22 protein-coding genes and 1 tRNA gene are annotated in these 13,622 nt (G+C 71.6%); 19 read left to right on the top strand and 4 right to left on the bottom strand.

The window, feature by feature from the left end; all coding sequences use genetic code 11:
* The first annotated feature begins 538 nt into the window (after window positions 1-538).
* From BJP40_RS07590 to BJP40_RS07580, 3 genes are all read left to right on the top strand, one after another.
* Entirely contained in the window at window positions 539-1,756 is a 1,218-nt protein-coding gene (locus tag BJP40_RS07590) for a helix-turn-helix domain-containing protein (protein ID WP_071279642.1), read from the top strand.
* Window positions 1,757-1,918: 162 nt separating this feature from the next.
* A complete protein-coding gene (gene orn, locus BJP40_RS07585) occupies window positions 1,919-2,521 on the top strand; it encodes an oligoribonuclease (protein ID WP_071265201.1) in 603 nt (200 codons plus the stop codon).
* Window positions 2,522-2,830: 309 nt separating this feature from the next.
* A tRNA-His gene (locus BJP40_RS07580) sits at window positions 2,831-2,903 on the top strand.
* Here the strand turns inward: BJP40_RS07580 and BJP40_RS35330 are convergent.
* Window positions 2,899-3,444, bottom strand: a complete 546-nt coding sequence (locus BJP40_RS35330; protein ID WP_226962651.1) for a hypothetical protein — start codon at window positions 3,442-3,444, stop codon at window positions 2,899-2,901. The genes BJP40_RS07580 and BJP40_RS35330 overlap by 5 nt on opposite strands.
* A 176-nt stretch (window positions 3,445-3,620) precedes the next feature.
* On the opposite strand from BJP40_RS35330, the gene BJP40_RS35325 reads away from it, so the two are divergent.
* Window positions 3,621-4,268 (top strand): site-specific integrase, encoded by a 648-nt coding sequence (locus BJP40_RS35325; RefSeq protein WP_226962650.1) that lies wholly within the window; start codon window positions 3,621-3,623, stop codon window positions 4,266-4,268.
* Between the two features lies 1 nt (window position 4,269).
* Here BJP40_RS35325 and BJP40_RS07570 read toward each other — a convergent pair whose 3' ends face one another.
* From BJP40_RS07570 to BJP40_RS07560, 3 genes are all read right to left on the bottom strand, one after another.
* On the bottom strand, window positions 4,270-4,728 hold the full coding sequence (locus tag BJP40_RS07570; protein WP_071279640.1) for a hypothetical protein: 459 nt from the start codon (window positions 4,726-4,728) through the stop codon (window positions 4,270-4,272).
* 3 nt (window positions 4,729-4,731) lie between these two features.
* Window positions 4,732-5,175: a hypothetical protein gene (locus BJP40_RS07565; protein WP_071279638.1), complete on the bottom strand. Its 444-nt coding sequence runs from the start codon at window positions 5,173-5,175 to the stop codon at window positions 4,732-4,734.
* A 173-nt stretch (window positions 5,176-5,348) separates the two neighbouring features.
* Window positions 5,349-5,750 (bottom strand): XRE family transcriptional regulator, encoded by a 402-nt coding sequence (locus BJP40_RS07560; protein ID WP_143065903.1) that lies wholly within the window; start codon window positions 5,748-5,750, stop codon window positions 5,349-5,351.
* A gap of 223 nt (window positions 5,751-5,973) precedes the next feature.
* On the opposite strand from BJP40_RS07560, the gene BJP40_RS07555 reads away from it, so the two are divergent.
* From BJP40_RS07555 to BJP40_RS07490, 15 genes are all read left to right on the top strand, one after another.
* Entirely contained in the window at window positions 5,974-6,309 is a 336-nt protein-coding gene (locus tag BJP40_RS07555) for a hypothetical protein (RefSeq protein ID WP_079170989.1), read from the top strand.
* The gene (locus tag BJP40_RS07550) at window positions 6,309-6,575 is read left to right on the top strand and encodes a helix-turn-helix domain-containing protein (protein WP_226962649.1); all 267 of its coding nucleotides are present in this window, start codon (window positions 6,309-6,311) and stop codon (window positions 6,573-6,575) included. The genes BJP40_RS07555 and BJP40_RS07550 overlap by 1 nt, the downstream gene beginning before the upstream one ends.
* Window positions 6,576-6,666: 91 nt before the next feature.
* Window positions 6,667-7,467, top strand: coding sequence for a phage antirepressor KilAC domain-containing protein (locus BJP40_RS07545; protein WP_071279632.1), 801 nt, complete (start codon window positions 6,667-6,669; stop codon window positions 7,465-7,467).
* On the top strand, window positions 7,464-7,856 hold the full coding sequence (locus BJP40_RS07540) for a hypothetical protein (RefSeq protein ID WP_071279629.1): 393 nt from the start codon (window positions 7,464-7,466) through the stop codon (window positions 7,854-7,856). The genes BJP40_RS07545 and BJP40_RS07540 overlap by 4 nt, the downstream gene beginning before the upstream one ends.
* A gap of 44 nt (window positions 7,857-7,900) precedes the next feature.
* Window positions 7,901-8,311, top strand: a complete 411-nt coding sequence (locus tag BJP40_RS07535) for a hypothetical protein (RefSeq protein WP_143065902.1) — start codon at window positions 7,901-7,903, stop codon at window positions 8,309-8,311.
* A gap of 69 nt (window positions 8,312-8,380) precedes the next feature.
* A complete protein-coding gene (locus BJP40_RS07530) occupies window positions 8,381-8,608 on the top strand; it encodes a hypothetical protein (protein WP_071279625.1) in 228 nt (75 codons plus the stop codon).
* Complete coding sequence (locus BJP40_RS07525; protein WP_071279623.1) at window positions 8,605-8,832, top strand: hypothetical protein; 228 nt, start codon at window positions 8,605-8,607, stop codon at window positions 8,830-8,832. Before BJP40_RS07530 ends, BJP40_RS07525 begins: the two co-directional genes overlap by 4 nt.
* Window positions 8,829-9,722: a PD-(D/E)XK nuclease-like domain-containing protein gene (locus BJP40_RS07520; protein ID WP_071279621.1), complete on the top strand. Its 894-nt coding sequence runs from the start codon at window positions 8,829-8,831 to the stop codon at window positions 9,720-9,722. Before BJP40_RS07525 ends, BJP40_RS07520 begins: the two co-directional genes overlap by 4 nt.
* Window positions 9,719-10,543 (top strand): hypothetical protein, encoded by an 825-nt coding sequence (locus tag BJP40_RS07515; protein WP_071279620.1) that lies wholly within the window; start codon window positions 9,719-9,721, stop codon window positions 10,541-10,543. The genes BJP40_RS07520 and BJP40_RS07515 overlap by 4 nt, the downstream gene beginning before the upstream one ends.
* Window positions 10,543-10,899, top strand: a complete 357-nt coding sequence (locus tag BJP40_RS32750) for a hypothetical protein (protein WP_143065901.1) — start codon at window positions 10,543-10,545, stop codon at window positions 10,897-10,899. Before BJP40_RS07515 ends, BJP40_RS32750 begins: the two co-directional genes overlap by 1 nt.
* Complete coding sequence (locus tag BJP40_RS07505) at window positions 10,896-11,486, top strand: hypothetical protein (RefSeq protein WP_226962648.1); 591 nt, start codon at window positions 10,896-10,898, stop codon at window positions 11,484-11,486. Before BJP40_RS32750 ends, BJP40_RS07505 begins: the two co-directional genes overlap by 4 nt.
* Entirely contained in the window at window positions 11,483-12,091 is a 609-nt protein-coding gene (locus tag BJP40_RS36230; protein WP_071279616.1) for a WhiB family transcriptional regulator, read from the top strand. Before BJP40_RS07505 ends, BJP40_RS36230 begins: the two co-directional genes overlap by 4 nt.
* The gene (locus tag BJP40_RS07495; RefSeq protein WP_071279614.1) at window positions 12,088-12,498 is read left to right on the top strand and encodes a hypothetical protein; all 411 of its coding nucleotides are present in this window, start codon (window positions 12,088-12,090) and stop codon (window positions 12,496-12,498) included. Before BJP40_RS36230 ends, BJP40_RS07495 begins: the two co-directional genes overlap by 4 nt.
* Window positions 12,498-12,641: a hypothetical protein gene (locus BJP40_RS34065; protein ID WP_177204331.1), complete on the top strand. Its 144-nt coding sequence runs from the start codon at window positions 12,498-12,500 to the stop codon at window positions 12,639-12,641. The genes BJP40_RS07495 and BJP40_RS34065 overlap by 1 nt, the downstream gene beginning before the upstream one ends.
* Window positions 12,642-12,720: 79 nt before the next feature.
* The gene (locus BJP40_RS07490; RefSeq protein WP_071279611.1) at window positions 12,721-13,587 is read left to right on the top strand and encodes a hypothetical protein; all 867 of its coding nucleotides are present in this window, start codon (window positions 12,721-12,723) and stop codon (window positions 13,585-13,587) included.
* The last annotated feature ends 35 nt before the right edge of the window (window positions 13,588-13,622 follow it).

Raw genomic sequence — 13,622 nt, 5'->3', positions numbered from 1 at the left:
TCCCCCTGCTGCCGGAGCCCGCGGCGGACCGGCCGCGCGGCACGGCACCCCTCCCCCACCGCGGCCGCCACTCCCGGACCGGGTCCGGAGCCCACCGGGGCGGACGGCACGGAGTGCCGGGTACGACGGAGGGCTGAGCGCCGTTGACGCGCACGGCTGACGACTTCGCACATCCGCACCCGTATGTTTTCGGCCAACTTCCGTGACCTCGCCCTTTGGTGCGGGAATGGCCCGTCAACCCCCTTGCCATCAGGGAAGAAAGGGCCGAAGACGGCTCGCGCACCCTACGTGGTTGGGCCATGAGCGTGAGACGCCCTTCCCTGCGGGGTCGCTCGGGTGAAACGCTTCGTGATCGAATGCTTCACGCCAAGTTGCCTTGTCGACATAGTCCCGGATGCGGAACTTGTCACGTCGGCACCCCGGGACGCAGTAGATTCGATCATGACTATCGAAGAACGGGGTCTCGTGCAAAACCGAGGGGAAACGTGCAGGAGCGACAGGACCTAGGAGACGCGAACACCGAGGGGGGCTTAGCGTCATGAGCCAGGACTCCGCCGCACCGGAGGCCGGACGCAAACTGTCCGGACGCCGCCGTCGCGAGGTCGTCGCCGTCATGCTGTTCAGCGGCGGGCCTATTTTCGAGAGTTCCATCCCACTCTCGGTGTTCGGGATCGACCGCCAGGACGCCGGGGTTCCGCGCTACAGACTGCTGGTCTGCGCGGGCGAAGAAGGCCCGCTGCGCACGACCGGAGGGCTGGAACTCACCGCGCCGTACGGCCTGGAGGCGATCAGCAGAGCGGGCACCGTCGTCGTGCCGGCCTGGCGGTCGATCACCTCGCCGCCGCCGGCCGAGGCGCTGGAGGCGCTGCGCCGCGCCCACGAGGAGGGCGCACGGATCGTCGGCCTCTGCACCGGGGCCTTCGTCCTCGCCGCCGCCGGCTTACTGGACGGACGGCCCGCCACGACGCACTGGATGTACGCGCCGACGCTCGCGAAGCGCTACCCGTCGGTCCACGTGGACCCGCGGGAGCTGTTCGTGGACGACGGCGACGTGCTCACGTCGGCGGGCACGGCGGCCGGAATCGATCTCTGTCTGCACATCGTGCGGACCGACCACGGCGCGGAGGCGGCCGGGGCGCTCGCCCGACGGCTCGTCGTACCGCCGCGCCGCACCGGCGGCCAGGAACGGTACCTGGACCGGTCCCTCCCCGAGGAGATCGGCGCCGACCCGCTGGCCGAGGTGGTGGCCTGGGCGCTGGAGCACCTCCACGAGCAGTTCGACGTGGAGACGCTGGCGGCGCGCGCCTACATGAGCCGCCGGACCTTCGACCGCAGGTTCCGGTCGCTGACGGGCAGCGCCCCGCTCCAGTGGCTGATCACGCAGCGGGTCCTCCAGGCGCAGCGCCTCCTGGAGACGTCGGACTACTCGGTGGACGAGGTCGCGGGCCGCTGCGGCTTCCGCTCGCCGGTGGCGCTGCGCGGCCACTTCCGCCGCCAGCTCGGCTCCTCGCCGGCCGCGTACCGGGCCGCCTACCGGGCCCGCCGCCCGCAGGGCGACGGCGCTCCGCCGGTGAGCGACGCGGTGGTCCCGCCGCAGGGCACGGGCCCCGGCGGGCCCGGGCTGCGGCGGCACCCGGCGGGCGCGGGCGCCGGGATGGGGGCGCCGGACGGCGGCAAGTCCCACGCCGACCCGTACGGGCCGGGCGTCGGCCGGGCGGCGGCGACCGCGCTGCCGGGCCAGCGCAGCGCGCCGTGAAGGACGGCGGGACGGAGTCACCACCGCCCCGCCGAGGCGCCGGACCGGCGCACCGCAGGACAACCGCATAGCCGATGACCGGGAACCGCCGGGAAGGGTGCACCGCCTCAGCGCGCCCCTTCCCGGCGGTTCCGCACGGTCATGCCCCCTTAAGGTGGACGCATGAACGACCGCATGGTGTGGATCGACTGCGAGATGACCGGGCTCTCGCTGGAGGACGACGCACTCATCGAGGTGGCCGCACTGGTCACCGACTCGGAACTGAACGTGCTCGGCGACGGCGTGGACATCGTGATCCGCCCGCCGGAGCAGGCCCTGGAGACCATGCCGGACGTGGTGCGCGCGATGCACACCGCTTCCGGGCTCCTCGACGAACTCGCGGGCGGCACGACCCTGGCCGACGCCGAGGCACAGGTCATGGCGTATGTGCGCGAGCACGTCAAGGAGCCCGGCAAGGCCCCGCTGTGCGGCAACTCGGTGGGCACCGACCGCGGCTTCCTCGCCCGCGACATGCCCACGCTGGAGGACTACCTGCACTACCGGATCGTGGACGTCTCCTCGGTCAAGGAGCTGGCGCGGCGCTGGTACCCCAGGGCGTACTTCAACAGTCCGGAGAAGAACGGCAACCACCGGGCGCTGTCCGACATCCGCGAGTCGATCGCGGAGCTGCGCTACTACCGCGAGGCGATCTTCGTGCCGCAGCCGGGCCCTGACTCGGAAACGGCGAAGTCGCTCGCGGCACGCCACGTCGTCCCCCCGCAGTAGCCCTGCCGGGCCGCCCGCAAGCACCCCCTGCCGGGCACACCGTGCGGTCCGCCGCGCCACGCGCCCGGCAGGCCGCCGCGGGACGGCTCCGGCGGCGCGCCGGGCGGGACGCGGTGCGGCGGGCCGGGGGCCCGCTGTGCCGCCCACCCGACCGGCACGGGGTCGCCCCACGGCAGGCCGTGGTCCGCGCACCGGAGCGCCGCCGGGCCCGCAGTGAGCTCCGGAACACCCCCGGGGAAAGGTGTGCGCGAGCACCCTCTCGGACCCTGTACACTTTTTCTCGGCCGGTCGGAAAGACGACCGGTCGTGGTGGGTATAGCTCAGCTGGTAGAGCACCTGGTTGTGGTCCAGGATGTCGCGGGTTCGAGTCCCGTTACTCACCCTAGATGATCAGCCGGTGACCTGCGAAAACAGGTCACCGGCTGATCTTTTCTCAGTTTTGGCCAAACGGTGGCCAAACGGCGGCCTCCGCCCGCGCGTACAGTCCCCGCATGGCGAGCATCAGGAAGCGCGAGAAGAAGGACGGCTCCGCCACCTACCAAGTCCGCTGGGTCGAAGGCGGGCGAGGCGGGTCGTGGGAAGACGAGAAGTTCGAAGACGAGGACGGCGCCATCCAGTTCAAGAAGCTGGTGGAGGCCCACGGCAATCGGTGGCCGCACGGCTGGGTGAAGGGCCGAGGCTTCGTAGAGCCTGACCAGCACCCCGATGACATGCCCCTCGTGACTGCGGCGCAGCGCTACGTGAGCCGACTCACAGGCATCGACGTACGGACCCGCGAAGACTACGACCGCGAGGTCCGCCTGCACTTCACCCACCTGGTGCACACCCGGACGGACGGCATCGAGGTGCCGGCCACCATCTGCAACATCACCCAAGACGACATCACCGACTGGGTACGCCGAGAGCAGGAAGGCGAGCAGCACCCGCAGAACCGCAAGGCGTGGCTCCGCCGGCCCGCCGACCCGAAGAGCATCCGTAACGGCACGGGCTGCTGTTCTGCATCTTCCAGGCCGCCATCGAGGGCACGCCCCAGCTCCGCACCACGAACCCCTGCAAGCGAACCCGCCTGCCTCGCCTCGACGACCACATCGAAGAGGACATGTGCTTCCTGGAGCGCGACGAGTACGCGCGGATCACCATGGAGATCAGGGACCCGGACGCACGGGACCTTGCTGATTGGCTCATCGGCACAGGGATGCGCTGGGGTGAGGCTACGGCGCTTCAGGTCCGCGACCTCAACCTCAACGCGCCGGTGCCCACCGCCAACGTGCAGAGGGCGTGGAAGAAGGCGAAGAAGGGCTCCGCAGAGGCTTTCTACCTTGGCCCGCCCAAGACGAAGAAGGCGCGGCGCCTGGTGGCTCTGAGCCCGGCACAGGTGGAGATGGCGCGGCGGCTCACCGCTGACCTGCTTCCGGAGGACTACGTCTTCCGCGCGGCGCGCGGGGGCGCTTGGCGGCACGCGAACTACTACAACCGGAAGTGGAAGCCAGCCGTGGAGGCCGCAGTGGCGAAGGGATTGCCGAAGCGCCCCCGGATCCACGATCTCCGGCACACCCATGTCGCGTGGCTGATCGCCGCTCGGATCCCCCTACCGGCCATCCAGGCCCGACTGGGGCACGAGAGCATCCAGACCACGGTAGACCGGTACGGGCACCTCGTGAGCAGCCTCGACACCGACATCGCTGCCGCTGTCGAGGCTGCCATGGGGGTCCCGGCGCCGCGGGCGGGGCTTCGGGCTGTGGGGTAGGTCAGGCTGCGTCGGGGCCGGTGCTCTCGCCGGTCCCACGTTGTATCCAGATCTCGTTGCGGACCATGCGGGTGAGGAGCCACGTCATCTCGGCGACGAGCAGGGGTGTGGCGTGGCCTTCGCGGATGAGCCAGTCGTGGCGGTGGCGGCGTTCCACGGGCATGGCGAGTCGTCCTTCGGGGAGGGCCTCGGGGTGAATGAGTTGCCAGCCGGCGTGGAGGACGCGGCGGGGGTGGATGCGGTTCTGTGGGGTGTCGGGGAGTCGGCACCACTGGCCGGTGGTGAACTGGGCGGTCTGGACATCGCTCATCTCGTGGAAGAGCGCCTGGGTGGCGTGGCCGCGGCGGATGAGGACGGCGATGGTGTCGGGCGTGGCCCCTGATCGGATGTCGGCGAGTCGGCCGTCCGGGAGTTCGCCGTTGCGCGCGTAGCGGTAGTAGGCGGTGATCTGTGTGGTCATGGCCTACTCGCCCTCCACCCGGATCCACACCCCGGCGCGGACCATGCGGGTGAGGAGCTCGGTCATCTCGCGGACGAGCTGCTCGCTGGCTTCGCCCTCGCGGATGACCCACGTGTGCTTCCCGGGGCGCTCCATGGGCAGGCAGAGCTTGCCGGCGGGGAACATGCTGGCGGGCATGAGGCGCCAGCTGACGTCGTAGATGCGCTGCGGGTGTCGGTCGTGGTCGGCTCCGGGGGCGAGGCGGAGCCACTGGCCGGTGGCCAGGAGGGAGGTCTGCTGGTCACCGATGTCGGTCAGGAACGCCGGGGTGGCGTGTCCGGGCTTGACGATGACGGTGGCGAGTCCGGGGAGGTCCTCGACGGTGACGACGCGTCCGGGAGGCAGGGTGTCGTCTGTCGTGGCGAACCTGTAGGCGGCTTGAGTTACTTCGTACAACGCGTTCCACACCCCTCGTCTGTGCAGCCACTCACAATCCGCATGCCAGTTCGAACCGGAATGCGGCCGGCGGCCTTGCTCCACCCCCCAGGCGGAGCACCATCATGCACAGCGGCCGGGCGTATGTCACCGGCTGGAGCGAAGGAGTTACTGACGGCCCGTCAAGGCGCTTACCTGCCAGGCTGTCAGCTGTTTCGGAACGCCTCCATGAGCGCGAGGACCTTCCTGCGGTCCTCCGGGCTCATCTCCTCGAAGTGGTACAGGGCGGTACGCACCGTTTCATCCTCGGCATATACGGCATCCATGCCGAAAAACTGCGCCGCTGCGGCATCCTGCACATACCGCAGGGGGGACTCCAGGCCGGTCGCCATACCTCGCAGCTGAGCAGCGTCGGGCGCCTGCACGGGGAGCCTAGTCGCGACGCGATGCAGCCACGACCCCTTGACGACCTGCTCCCCCGTCTCCGGGTCGACGCAGCGCGCGGCGAGCTTCTCGTAGCTGAGGCGCAGCTCCTTTTTGCGCTGAAGCACGAGGTCTCCCAGCTGATGGCGCCCAGCCGGCGCGGGCGCACTCTTCTCTGTCGCCATGAGGCTCATCCTGCCACTCCGTGTCATGTCATGGGCTGTGGGGTGTCCATGTGACCAGTGAGGCGTCAGATGCTTCCCCGCTGGTAGGGCAGGGCTAGCCATCCCCCGTCCTGGACGGATTGTCCACGGTGTGCAACGAAGAGCGCTAGTAGACGTGGCGAGCTTGACCGAATCCTCACACCGAAAGCATCCAAGGCACTGGACGACCCGTCCAAGCTGTGCAATGCTCAAGGCATCCAAGCTGTGCAATGACGCATCGCACGAGGTGGACATGGCTCTTGCTCTACCGCTGTACCGCCTGGTCAGCGCCGATCTCCTCAGAACCCTGATGCAGCGCACCGGTACCGGCGCGCCCGTCAGCGTCCGAGGGCTCGCTACCAAGGCGCGCGTTCCACACGGCACGATCGGCAACCTGCTCACCGGGGAACAGTCCGCTGTCTCCGCCGCTACCGCCCACGCCATCGCGCAGGCCATCGGTGTAGACGTCCTGATCCTCTGGCAGCCCGACGAACGTGCCGCCGACCGCAGCATCCGCGCCACCCCCGCGGTGGTGGCGTGATGCGTCGCTACACCTACCCCGAGGCCGCCGAGGAGCTCCGCGTCGAGGAGCGCTGGCTGCGCCGGAACATCAAGCGACTCCCGCACTCGAAGAAGGGCCGCGCCGTGACTTTCAGCGACGCGGACCTGGAGCGCATCGACGCCCTGCACCACCACGAACCGTCGACAGGCCCGCTCGCGATCGTCGAGCCGCCAGTCCCCGGCCGGCACCCGATGGCGCACCTGCGGCCGCTGCCACCCCGCGGCGCCGCCGTCCGCATCGGCTGACCACATGAAGCGGGGCCGCCCCGGACCCCGGCAGGTCCCTGGCAGCCCCTACGCGCCACCCCACCCACCTGCTACGAGAGGAGGGGGACACGTGTCCTCCATCATCCCCTACGTCTTCCCGGAGACCGGTACCCCGGTCCGGGTCGTGACCATCGACGGCGAACCGTGGTTCGTCGGCAGCGACGTGACCGGTCTGCTCGGCTACGCCAACGGGCGCGATGCGCTCAACCGGCTCCCGGAGCGCATGCGGGGTTCCGTCGTGATTTCCGACGGAACCCCCGGCAACCCGAACCGGGCTGTTGTCTCCGAGCCGGGCGTGTACCGGCTGATCATGCGCAGCAACCTCCCCGCGGCCGAGCGGTTCCAGGACTGGCTGGCCGAGGAGGTCATCCCGCAGATTCGGCGTACGGGTGCCTACACCGTGGCCCCGCCGGCGCCGGCGCTGCCGGACCTGTCCACCCCGCAGGGTGTCCTCGCGCTGACGCAGCAGTTCGTGCGGGTGGCGGAGCAGCTGGTGGAGGCGGACGCCCGGCTGAAGGAGCTGGAGCCGAAGGCCCTGGCGCACGACACGCTGATGGCCGCGCAGGACGGCGACGTGCTGGTGCGGCAGGCCGCGAAGACGCTCGGCTGGCCGGAGAAGCAGCTGCGGCACTTCCTGTTGGACGAGCGGCTGATCTACCGCCGTCAGGCGACGTGCGGGGCGTCCCAGTACGACTTCTATGCGGCGCACGCGGCGTGCTTCAACGCGGTGGAGCGGGTGGTGGAGCACACGTGGGGGTCGTGCGCGCACTACACGCTGATGCTGACGCCGAAGGGTCTGGCGTTCGTGCAGATGCGGATCGAGAAGCGGCGTGCTGAGCTGCGCGCTGCGGTCGAGGGCGGTGCGGCATGACGATCACCGACCCCACCAACATCCCCTCCGGGGCCCGGCGGACGGTCGCCGTCACCGGCATCACCCCGCCTGAGCCCGTCCTCGCCGACCAGGCTCCCGTGTTCGAGGCCCTCACGTCGCTGCGGCAGATGTTCGGTCACCTGCCGGCCGCGTATCTGACGGTCCACACGTTCCACGGCTCGACCCTTGGCATTCATCTGGACTCGCCGGCGGCGTTTGAGGCGTGGCGGACGGCCTTGCAGGTAGCGGCGGAGTCGGTGGAGCTGCTCGGGGCGTCGAGCAACTGCTGGCTGTCGGCGGACGCGGTGTTCCGTGGGGTGTCGATCCGCCTCACCGGGCACGGCGTGGTTGCGCCCGAGGGCGAGCTGCAGACGGCGGTGGCGGAGTGAACGCGCGGCGTGTGAGTGCGGCGGCTGGCGTGATCTTGGCCGCGATGAAGACCAGGCAGACGGCGGCGGGGATCGCTGCGTCGCTGGAGGCGGCGTGCATGCTCCAGTCGCCGGAGACCGCAGCGGAGATGGAGCGGCTGCGGGCGCGGATCGCCGACCTGGAGTCGGGACTGTCCCTGGCGGACGCGGAGGAGTACCCGGGGGAGCTGGTGCACCTGCGCGGGCTGCACGGGCTGCTGCCGACGATCGCCCGGCACGGGTCGGTCGCGGCCCTGGCGCAGGCGCTGACAGAGCACGAGGCGGAGGCGCAGGAGAAGCGGGCGGCGGACGACCGGCCGGTGGTCGAGGACCCGGTGGTCTACACGCTGACGGACGCGGCGGTGGAGATGCTCGCCGAGCGCGCCCCGGCCGCCGCTGAACGGCACACGCCCGGCACCCGGGGGGTGGCGTCGTGATCTGGCTGTTCGTCCTCGCCGGCGGGTTCCTCGCGTTCTGGCTCCTCGAACTCCTCCTCGGAGGCACCGATGCCCGCTGACTGCGACTGCGGCACGTGCTGCGACCGGTGCGGCCACACCGATGACTGCATCCGCCACTCCCTGACCCGCCGCCCGGACGTGGCGTCGCTGGTGGCGGCGGAGGACGGCTACCCCGCCTGCCGGGCTGCGATCCGGCACCCCTCCCACGCCGCGACCCGCCGCCACTTCGCCGCCCACCCGATGCCCCGCCAGACCGACTGGAGGTGGTCCGCGTGACCGCGTACGACGAGCTGCTGTTCGCTGTCCAGATGTCGCCGGAGGTCCGGCCCGGGCCGGCCGCTGGAGCATTGATCGCCGACTACCGCGCCGAGGTGCTGCGGGAGGCCCGCGCCTACCTGGAGTCCCGGCTGCCGTCGGTTCCCGTCTCCCGCCAGGCCGGTGTGGAGCACGCGATCGGCGCCCTGCTCGACCTCGCCGCCGGTGGCGGTGGTGCCGGATGACGACCGCACCCGTGCAGGCCGGGGCCCAGGCCCCGGCCGCCGGGCCCGACCCGATCGCGCCCGGTATCCACTACGACCTGCCTGCCGAGACGTACCACGCCGACCCCGGGTCGCTGTCCTCGACCGGCGCCCGCCGTCTCCTCGCGTCCTGCCCGGCTGTGTTCCGGTACGAGCAGGACCACCCCCAGCCCCACAAGGCCGCGTTCGACCTGGGGACGGCCGCGCACCGGCTCGTTCTCGGCGACGGCCCCGAGCTGGTGTGCGTCGACGCCGACGACTGGCGCACCAAGGCTGCCCGCGCCGAGCGGGACGAGGTGTACGCCGCCGGCGGGGTGCCGCTCCTGCCCCCGGAATACGAGCAGGTCCACGCGATGGCGGACGCGCTGCGCCGTCACCCGCTCGCCGCGGCCCTGTTCGCCCCCGGAAGTGGGCGGCCGGAGGTGTCGCTGTTCTGGCGGGACGAGCCGACCTGCGTGATGCGGCGGGCCCGCCTGGACTGGCTGCGCCACCGCCGGGACGGGCGGCTGATCGTGCCGGACTACAAGACGGCCCGCGACGCATCCCCCGAGGGGATCGCCCGAGCGGTGGCGGACCACGGCTACCACCAGCAGGCGGCCTGGTACCTCGACGGGGTCCGCGCCTTGCAGCTGGACGAGGCGCCCGCGTGGCTGCTGGTCGTGCAGGAGAAGGCCGCGCCGTACGTCGTCACCGTCGTCGAGCTCGACGCGCTGTCGCTGCGGATCGGCGCCGCGAAGAACCGCCGCGCTCTCGACACCTACGCCCGCTGCGTCGCCACCGGGCACTGGCCCGGCTACGCCGACGACACCCGTCCCCTCTACCTCTCCCTGCCCACCTGGGCGCAGATCCGCGACACCGAGGAGTACCTGTGACCTACCAGGACATCGAACGCACCACCCCGGTCGCGGCACCGGCGCGGATCGGCCAGGGCACCGCCGTTGAGCAGTCCCGCGCCGTCGCCGAGGTGCAGGCCGCCATCGTCGTCGCCCAGCAGTGCCCGCGCGACATCACCGCCGCTGTCGCGGAGATGCGCCAGTCGTGCACCCAGCCGTACCTCGCGGAGCGCGCGTTCTTCCGGTTCCCCCGCGCCGGGCAGACGGTGTCTGGCCCGTCGGTGCACCTGGCGCGTGAGCTGGCCCGCTGCTGGGGCAACGTCCAGTACGGCCTGGCCGAGCTGCGCCGCGACGACGAGTACGGCGAGTCGGAGATGCAGGCGTTCGCGTGGGACGTGCAGAAGAACTCCCGTACCAGCTCGACGTTCATCGTCCCGCACAAGCGGGACCAGAATGGCGGCCCCAAGGCCCTGACGGGCATGCGGGACATCTACGAGAACAACGCGAACAACGGCGCCCGCCGAGTCCGTGAGGCGATCTTCGCGATCCTGCCGCCCTGGTTCGTCGAGGAGGCGAAGGAGCTGTGCGCCCGCACGCTGCGGGACGGCGGCGGCAAGCCGTTGAACATCCGCATCGCCGACGCCGTGAAGGCGTTCGAGGGGCTCGGCGTCACGGCCGACCGTATCGAGACCAAGCTCGGCCGGCTGACGGGGAAGTGGACCGAGCACGATGTCGCGCAGCTCCAGGTCATCTATCGGTCCGTGCAGCAGGGCGAGGTCAGCGTCGACGACGAGTTCCCCGCCCCGCGGGTGACCGCCGACGAGATCACCGGTGGCGCTCCGGCCGGGGGTGAGGCGTGATGCGCCGTCTGGTCCGCCGCTGGCGCTCCGTCCACGCCCGAGTCGTGGCGCAGGCCGCCGAGATCCACCAGCTCCGCGAGGACCTCGCCGCCGAGCAGCGGCGCGCCGACCTGCTCGCCCGTGACCGCGGCGACACGGACCACGTCGCCGCGCTGGACCGGCAGATCCGTGCCCTGCGCGCCACGGTGGCCGAGCTGCGTGCCGGCCGCCCCGACGACGCGCAGACCGCCGAGCTGCGCCGCCTGCTGTATCTGGAGCAGCGGACCGCCCGCGAGCTCCACGACCGGCTCGCGCTGCTGCAGGCCGCGAACGAGGGCGCCGCGCGCGTCGGCTACGACCGGCGGTGGGCCGCGTGACCGCCACCCAGACCCCCGCGGCCGGGATGAGCCTGCCTCTCCCGGCCGCGGCCGGGGCCACCCGGCCCCTCGTCATCGCCGTCGACCCGTCCCTCACCAGCCTCGGCATCGCCGGCACCGACTGGGCCGAGGCCCTCCGCCCCCGCGACACCGGCCACATGCGGCTCTCCTGGCTCCGAGCCGAGGTCTACGACCGCACCCGCGCCGCCGACCTCGTCGTCATCGAGGGACCCGCCTACCGGCAGCAGCACCAGGCCGGGCACCACGAGGCCGCCGGCCTGTGGTGGATGATCGTCCACGACCTGTGGCGGCGCCGGATTCCGTACGCGGTGTGCCCGCCGCAGCAGCGCTCCATGTACGCCACCGGCCGCGGCAACGCCGGTAAGGGCGAGGTCCGCGACGGCGTCCGGCGGCTCTTCGGGGTCGAGTGTGACGGGCCCGGCCGGTATGACCAGGCCGACGCGGTCGCGATGGCCGCGCTGGGCGCGCACTGGCTCGGCTACCCGGTCACCACCGTCCCCGCCAGCCACGCCCGCGCCCTGGCGGGTGTGGCGTGGCCCGCACAGACCCCGGCGGTGGCCCGATGACCACACGCCGTTCCCTGATCGCCGCGCCCGCGCCGCGCACCGCGAACCGCGCCTACGACTGGCGCGACGAAGGGGCCTGCCGCCGCGGCGTCCACCCGGAGCTGTTCTTTCCCGTCGGCAGCACCGTGCCCGCCCTCGCTCAGACCCGCGAAGCGAAGTTGGTGTGCCGCTCCTGCCCCGTGATCGCCCAGTGCGCGGTGTGGGCCCTGACCCACCGCCGCGAAGAGGGCGTGTGGGGCGGCCTGGACGAGTCGGACCGGCGCAGCATTCACCGCACCCACGGCGCCCGACTCCGCAACCCCGCCTACGTGCGGGCCGTGGTGGACGGGCTCCTCGGCAACGCGGTCGACCTCAAGCTCACCGAGGCGTACGAGCTGCGCACCGCCGAGGTGGAGGGCGGGCATGTCCGCTGGACGGTGACGACCAGGTCGGTGACCATCGCCGCCCGCACGTACTCCCCGATGCAGCTGGCGTTCGCTGTCGGCTACGGCCGTCTGGCTGTGGGCGCGGTGCGGGCCCGGTGCGGTGTGCGGGGGTGCGTGGCGCCGGAGCACCTGTGGGACGAGCGGATGCGCCTCACGCAGAAGCGGAGGGCCGCGGCGTGACGCCTCTCGACCGGGCGCGCAGGCTGCTCGACCAGCCGCCGCCCGTGCTCCTGCCGGGGCAGACCGCCCTGCCGGTGACCGCCCGCCGTCCGCCGCCGGTGTGCGACGTGCCTAGGCCCGACCACGCGGGCCGGGTCCGGCTGTACCCCGCGGGCTGGCGGTGCTCCACGCACGCGCCGTGGGCCGTGGCCGGGCGCCCGGAGCCTCAGCCCGGCCCCGGCTGGCCCGCTACCGCGTGGGCGACGCCGTCACCGCAGGGCGCCTCCCGCGTCCACGATGCCCGCGCCATCGCCTCCGGCAGACGCCGTTCCAACCCCACCGCCTACCGCGCCGCCCAGGCCGCCGTACGCCGCACTTCCCAGCAGGCCGCCGACACCGCGGCCGCCTACCAGAACGGACACCTCTGATGGACCACTGCGACGACTGCAACGGCACCTACTGCCGCGACTGCGGCACGCACTACTGCTGCGAGCCGTGCCCCTGCGACCGCTCCCACAACTGCGCGTGCGAGTGCGGCGCGTACGACCAGCGGATGACCTACGCCGGCTGACCCGCCCTGGCCCGGGGCTACCACGCCCCGGGCCCCCACCCGCACCGACCGCACGCCGAACGACCGGAGAGAAGGCCACGTGGGAATCCGCCTGTTCGTCGAGGTCCTCGACCACGCGCCGCGCGAACTCACCCACCGCGAGGCGTACGTCCTCAGCGTGCTCGCCGAGGACGCCAACGACGACACCCGGACGACGTGGAACAGCGTCGAGCGCCCGGAGACGCTGTACCGCGCTAAGGTCTCCCGCTCCCAGATGTACGTCGTGCTCAAGAGCCTCATGGAGAAGGGCGCCCTGGAGCGGGCGACCGCGGGCCAGAAGAACGCCAACGCGAAGTACCGCATCCCGCAGTTCACCACCGCTCAGCATCCCGAGAAACGGGACATTGACGCACCATCTCAGCGTCCCGGAAATCGGGACACTGACAACTCTCAGCGTCCCGGAATCCAGGACACTGACGCACCCGCACCATGTCCCGAAAACCGGGACACTGACACGTCTCAGTGTCCCGAAATCCGGGACCTCAGTGTCCCGAAATCCGGGACCCCTACCCCTCACCCCCTCAGAACTACCCCCTCAAGCCAGCCAGAGGGCCAGCCCGCATCGGCCACCGCCGTCGACTACGGCATTCCCACCGACGCCCGCCCTCTCGTCGACGCGCTCACCCTCGTGGGCATCAGCGTCCGCTGGCCCTTCAAGGGCGACCAGTGGTTCCCCCTCCTCGCCCTGATCGCGAAGTGCGGCATCCCCGCCCTCGTCGACCACGCGCAGCGTGCCGTCGCCCGTAACCCCCAGATCGACTCCGCCCGGTACTTCCTCCCCGGCTGGCGCGAACTTCCCCCGCTGCCCGCGCCCGGCGCCGCACGCCCGCCGCTGCGCGCCGTCTCCGGCGGCTGGCAGCCCTACACCAACCCCACCGACCACAGCGTCTACGAGAACGGATGGTGACCATGGAGCCCATCACCCCCATCGGCAAGCCCTCC

Origin of the sequence: Streptomyces sp. CC53 (genome assembly GCF_001865245.1) — a bacterium.
Taxonomy (GTDB): domain Bacteria; phylum Actinomycetota; class Actinomycetes; order Streptomycetales; family Streptomycetaceae; genus Streptomyces.
Note: the sequence above shows the minus strand (reverse complement) of the source record. Positions and strands in the feature narration are given on the sequence as shown.

Coding starts and splice junctions, on each gene's coding strand:
- BJP40_RS07590 (WP_071279642.1), top strand. CDS start 539: ATGAGCCAGGACTCCGCCGCACCGGAGGCCGGACGCAAACTGTCCGGA.
- orn (WP_071265201.1), top strand. CDS start 1,919: ATGAACGACCGCATGGTGTGGATCGACTGCGAGATGACCGGGCTCTCG.
- BJP40_RS35325 (WP_226962650.1), top strand. CDS start 3,621: ATGTGCTTCCTGGAGCGCGACGAGTACGCGCGGATCACCATGGAGATC.
- BJP40_RS07570 (WP_071279640.1), bottom strand. CDS start 4,728: ATGACCACACAGATCACCGCCTACTACCGCTACGCGCGCAACGGCGAA.
- BJP40_RS07560 (WP_143065903.1), bottom strand. CDS start 5,750: ATGGCGACAGAGAAGAGTGCGCCCGCGCCGGCTGGGCGCCATCAGCTG.
- BJP40_RS07555 (WP_079170989.1), top strand. CDS start 5,974: ATGCTCAAGGCATCCAAGCTGTGCAATGACGCATCGCACGAGGTGGAC.
- BJP40_RS07550 (WP_226962649.1), top strand. CDS start 6,309: ATGCGTCGCTACACCTACCCCGAGGCCGCCGAGGAGCTCCGCGTCGAG.
- BJP40_RS07540 (WP_071279629.1), top strand. CDS start 7,464: ATGACGATCACCGACCCCACCAACATCCCCTCCGGGGCCCGGCGGACG.
- BJP40_RS07535 (WP_143065902.1), top strand. CDS start 7,901: ATGAAGACCAGGCAGACGGCGGCGGGGATCGCTGCGTCGCTGGAGGCG.
- BJP40_RS07530 (WP_071279625.1), top strand. CDS start 8,381: ATGCCCGCTGACTGCGACTGCGGCACGTGCTGCGACCGGTGCGGCCAC.
- BJP40_RS07520 (WP_071279621.1), top strand. CDS start 8,829: ATGACGACCGCACCCGTGCAGGCCGGGGCCCAGGCCCCGGCCGCCGGG.
- BJP40_RS32750 (WP_143065901.1), top strand. CDS start 10,543: ATGCGCCGTCTGGTCCGCCGCTGGCGCTCCGTCCACGCCCGAGTCGTG.
- BJP40_RS36230 (WP_071279616.1), top strand. CDS start 11,483: ATGACCACACGCCGTTCCCTGATCGCCGCGCCCGCGCCGCGCACCGCG.
- BJP40_RS34065 (WP_177204331.1), top strand. CDS start 12,498: ATGGACCACTGCGACGACTGCAACGGCACCTACTGCCGCGACTGCGGC.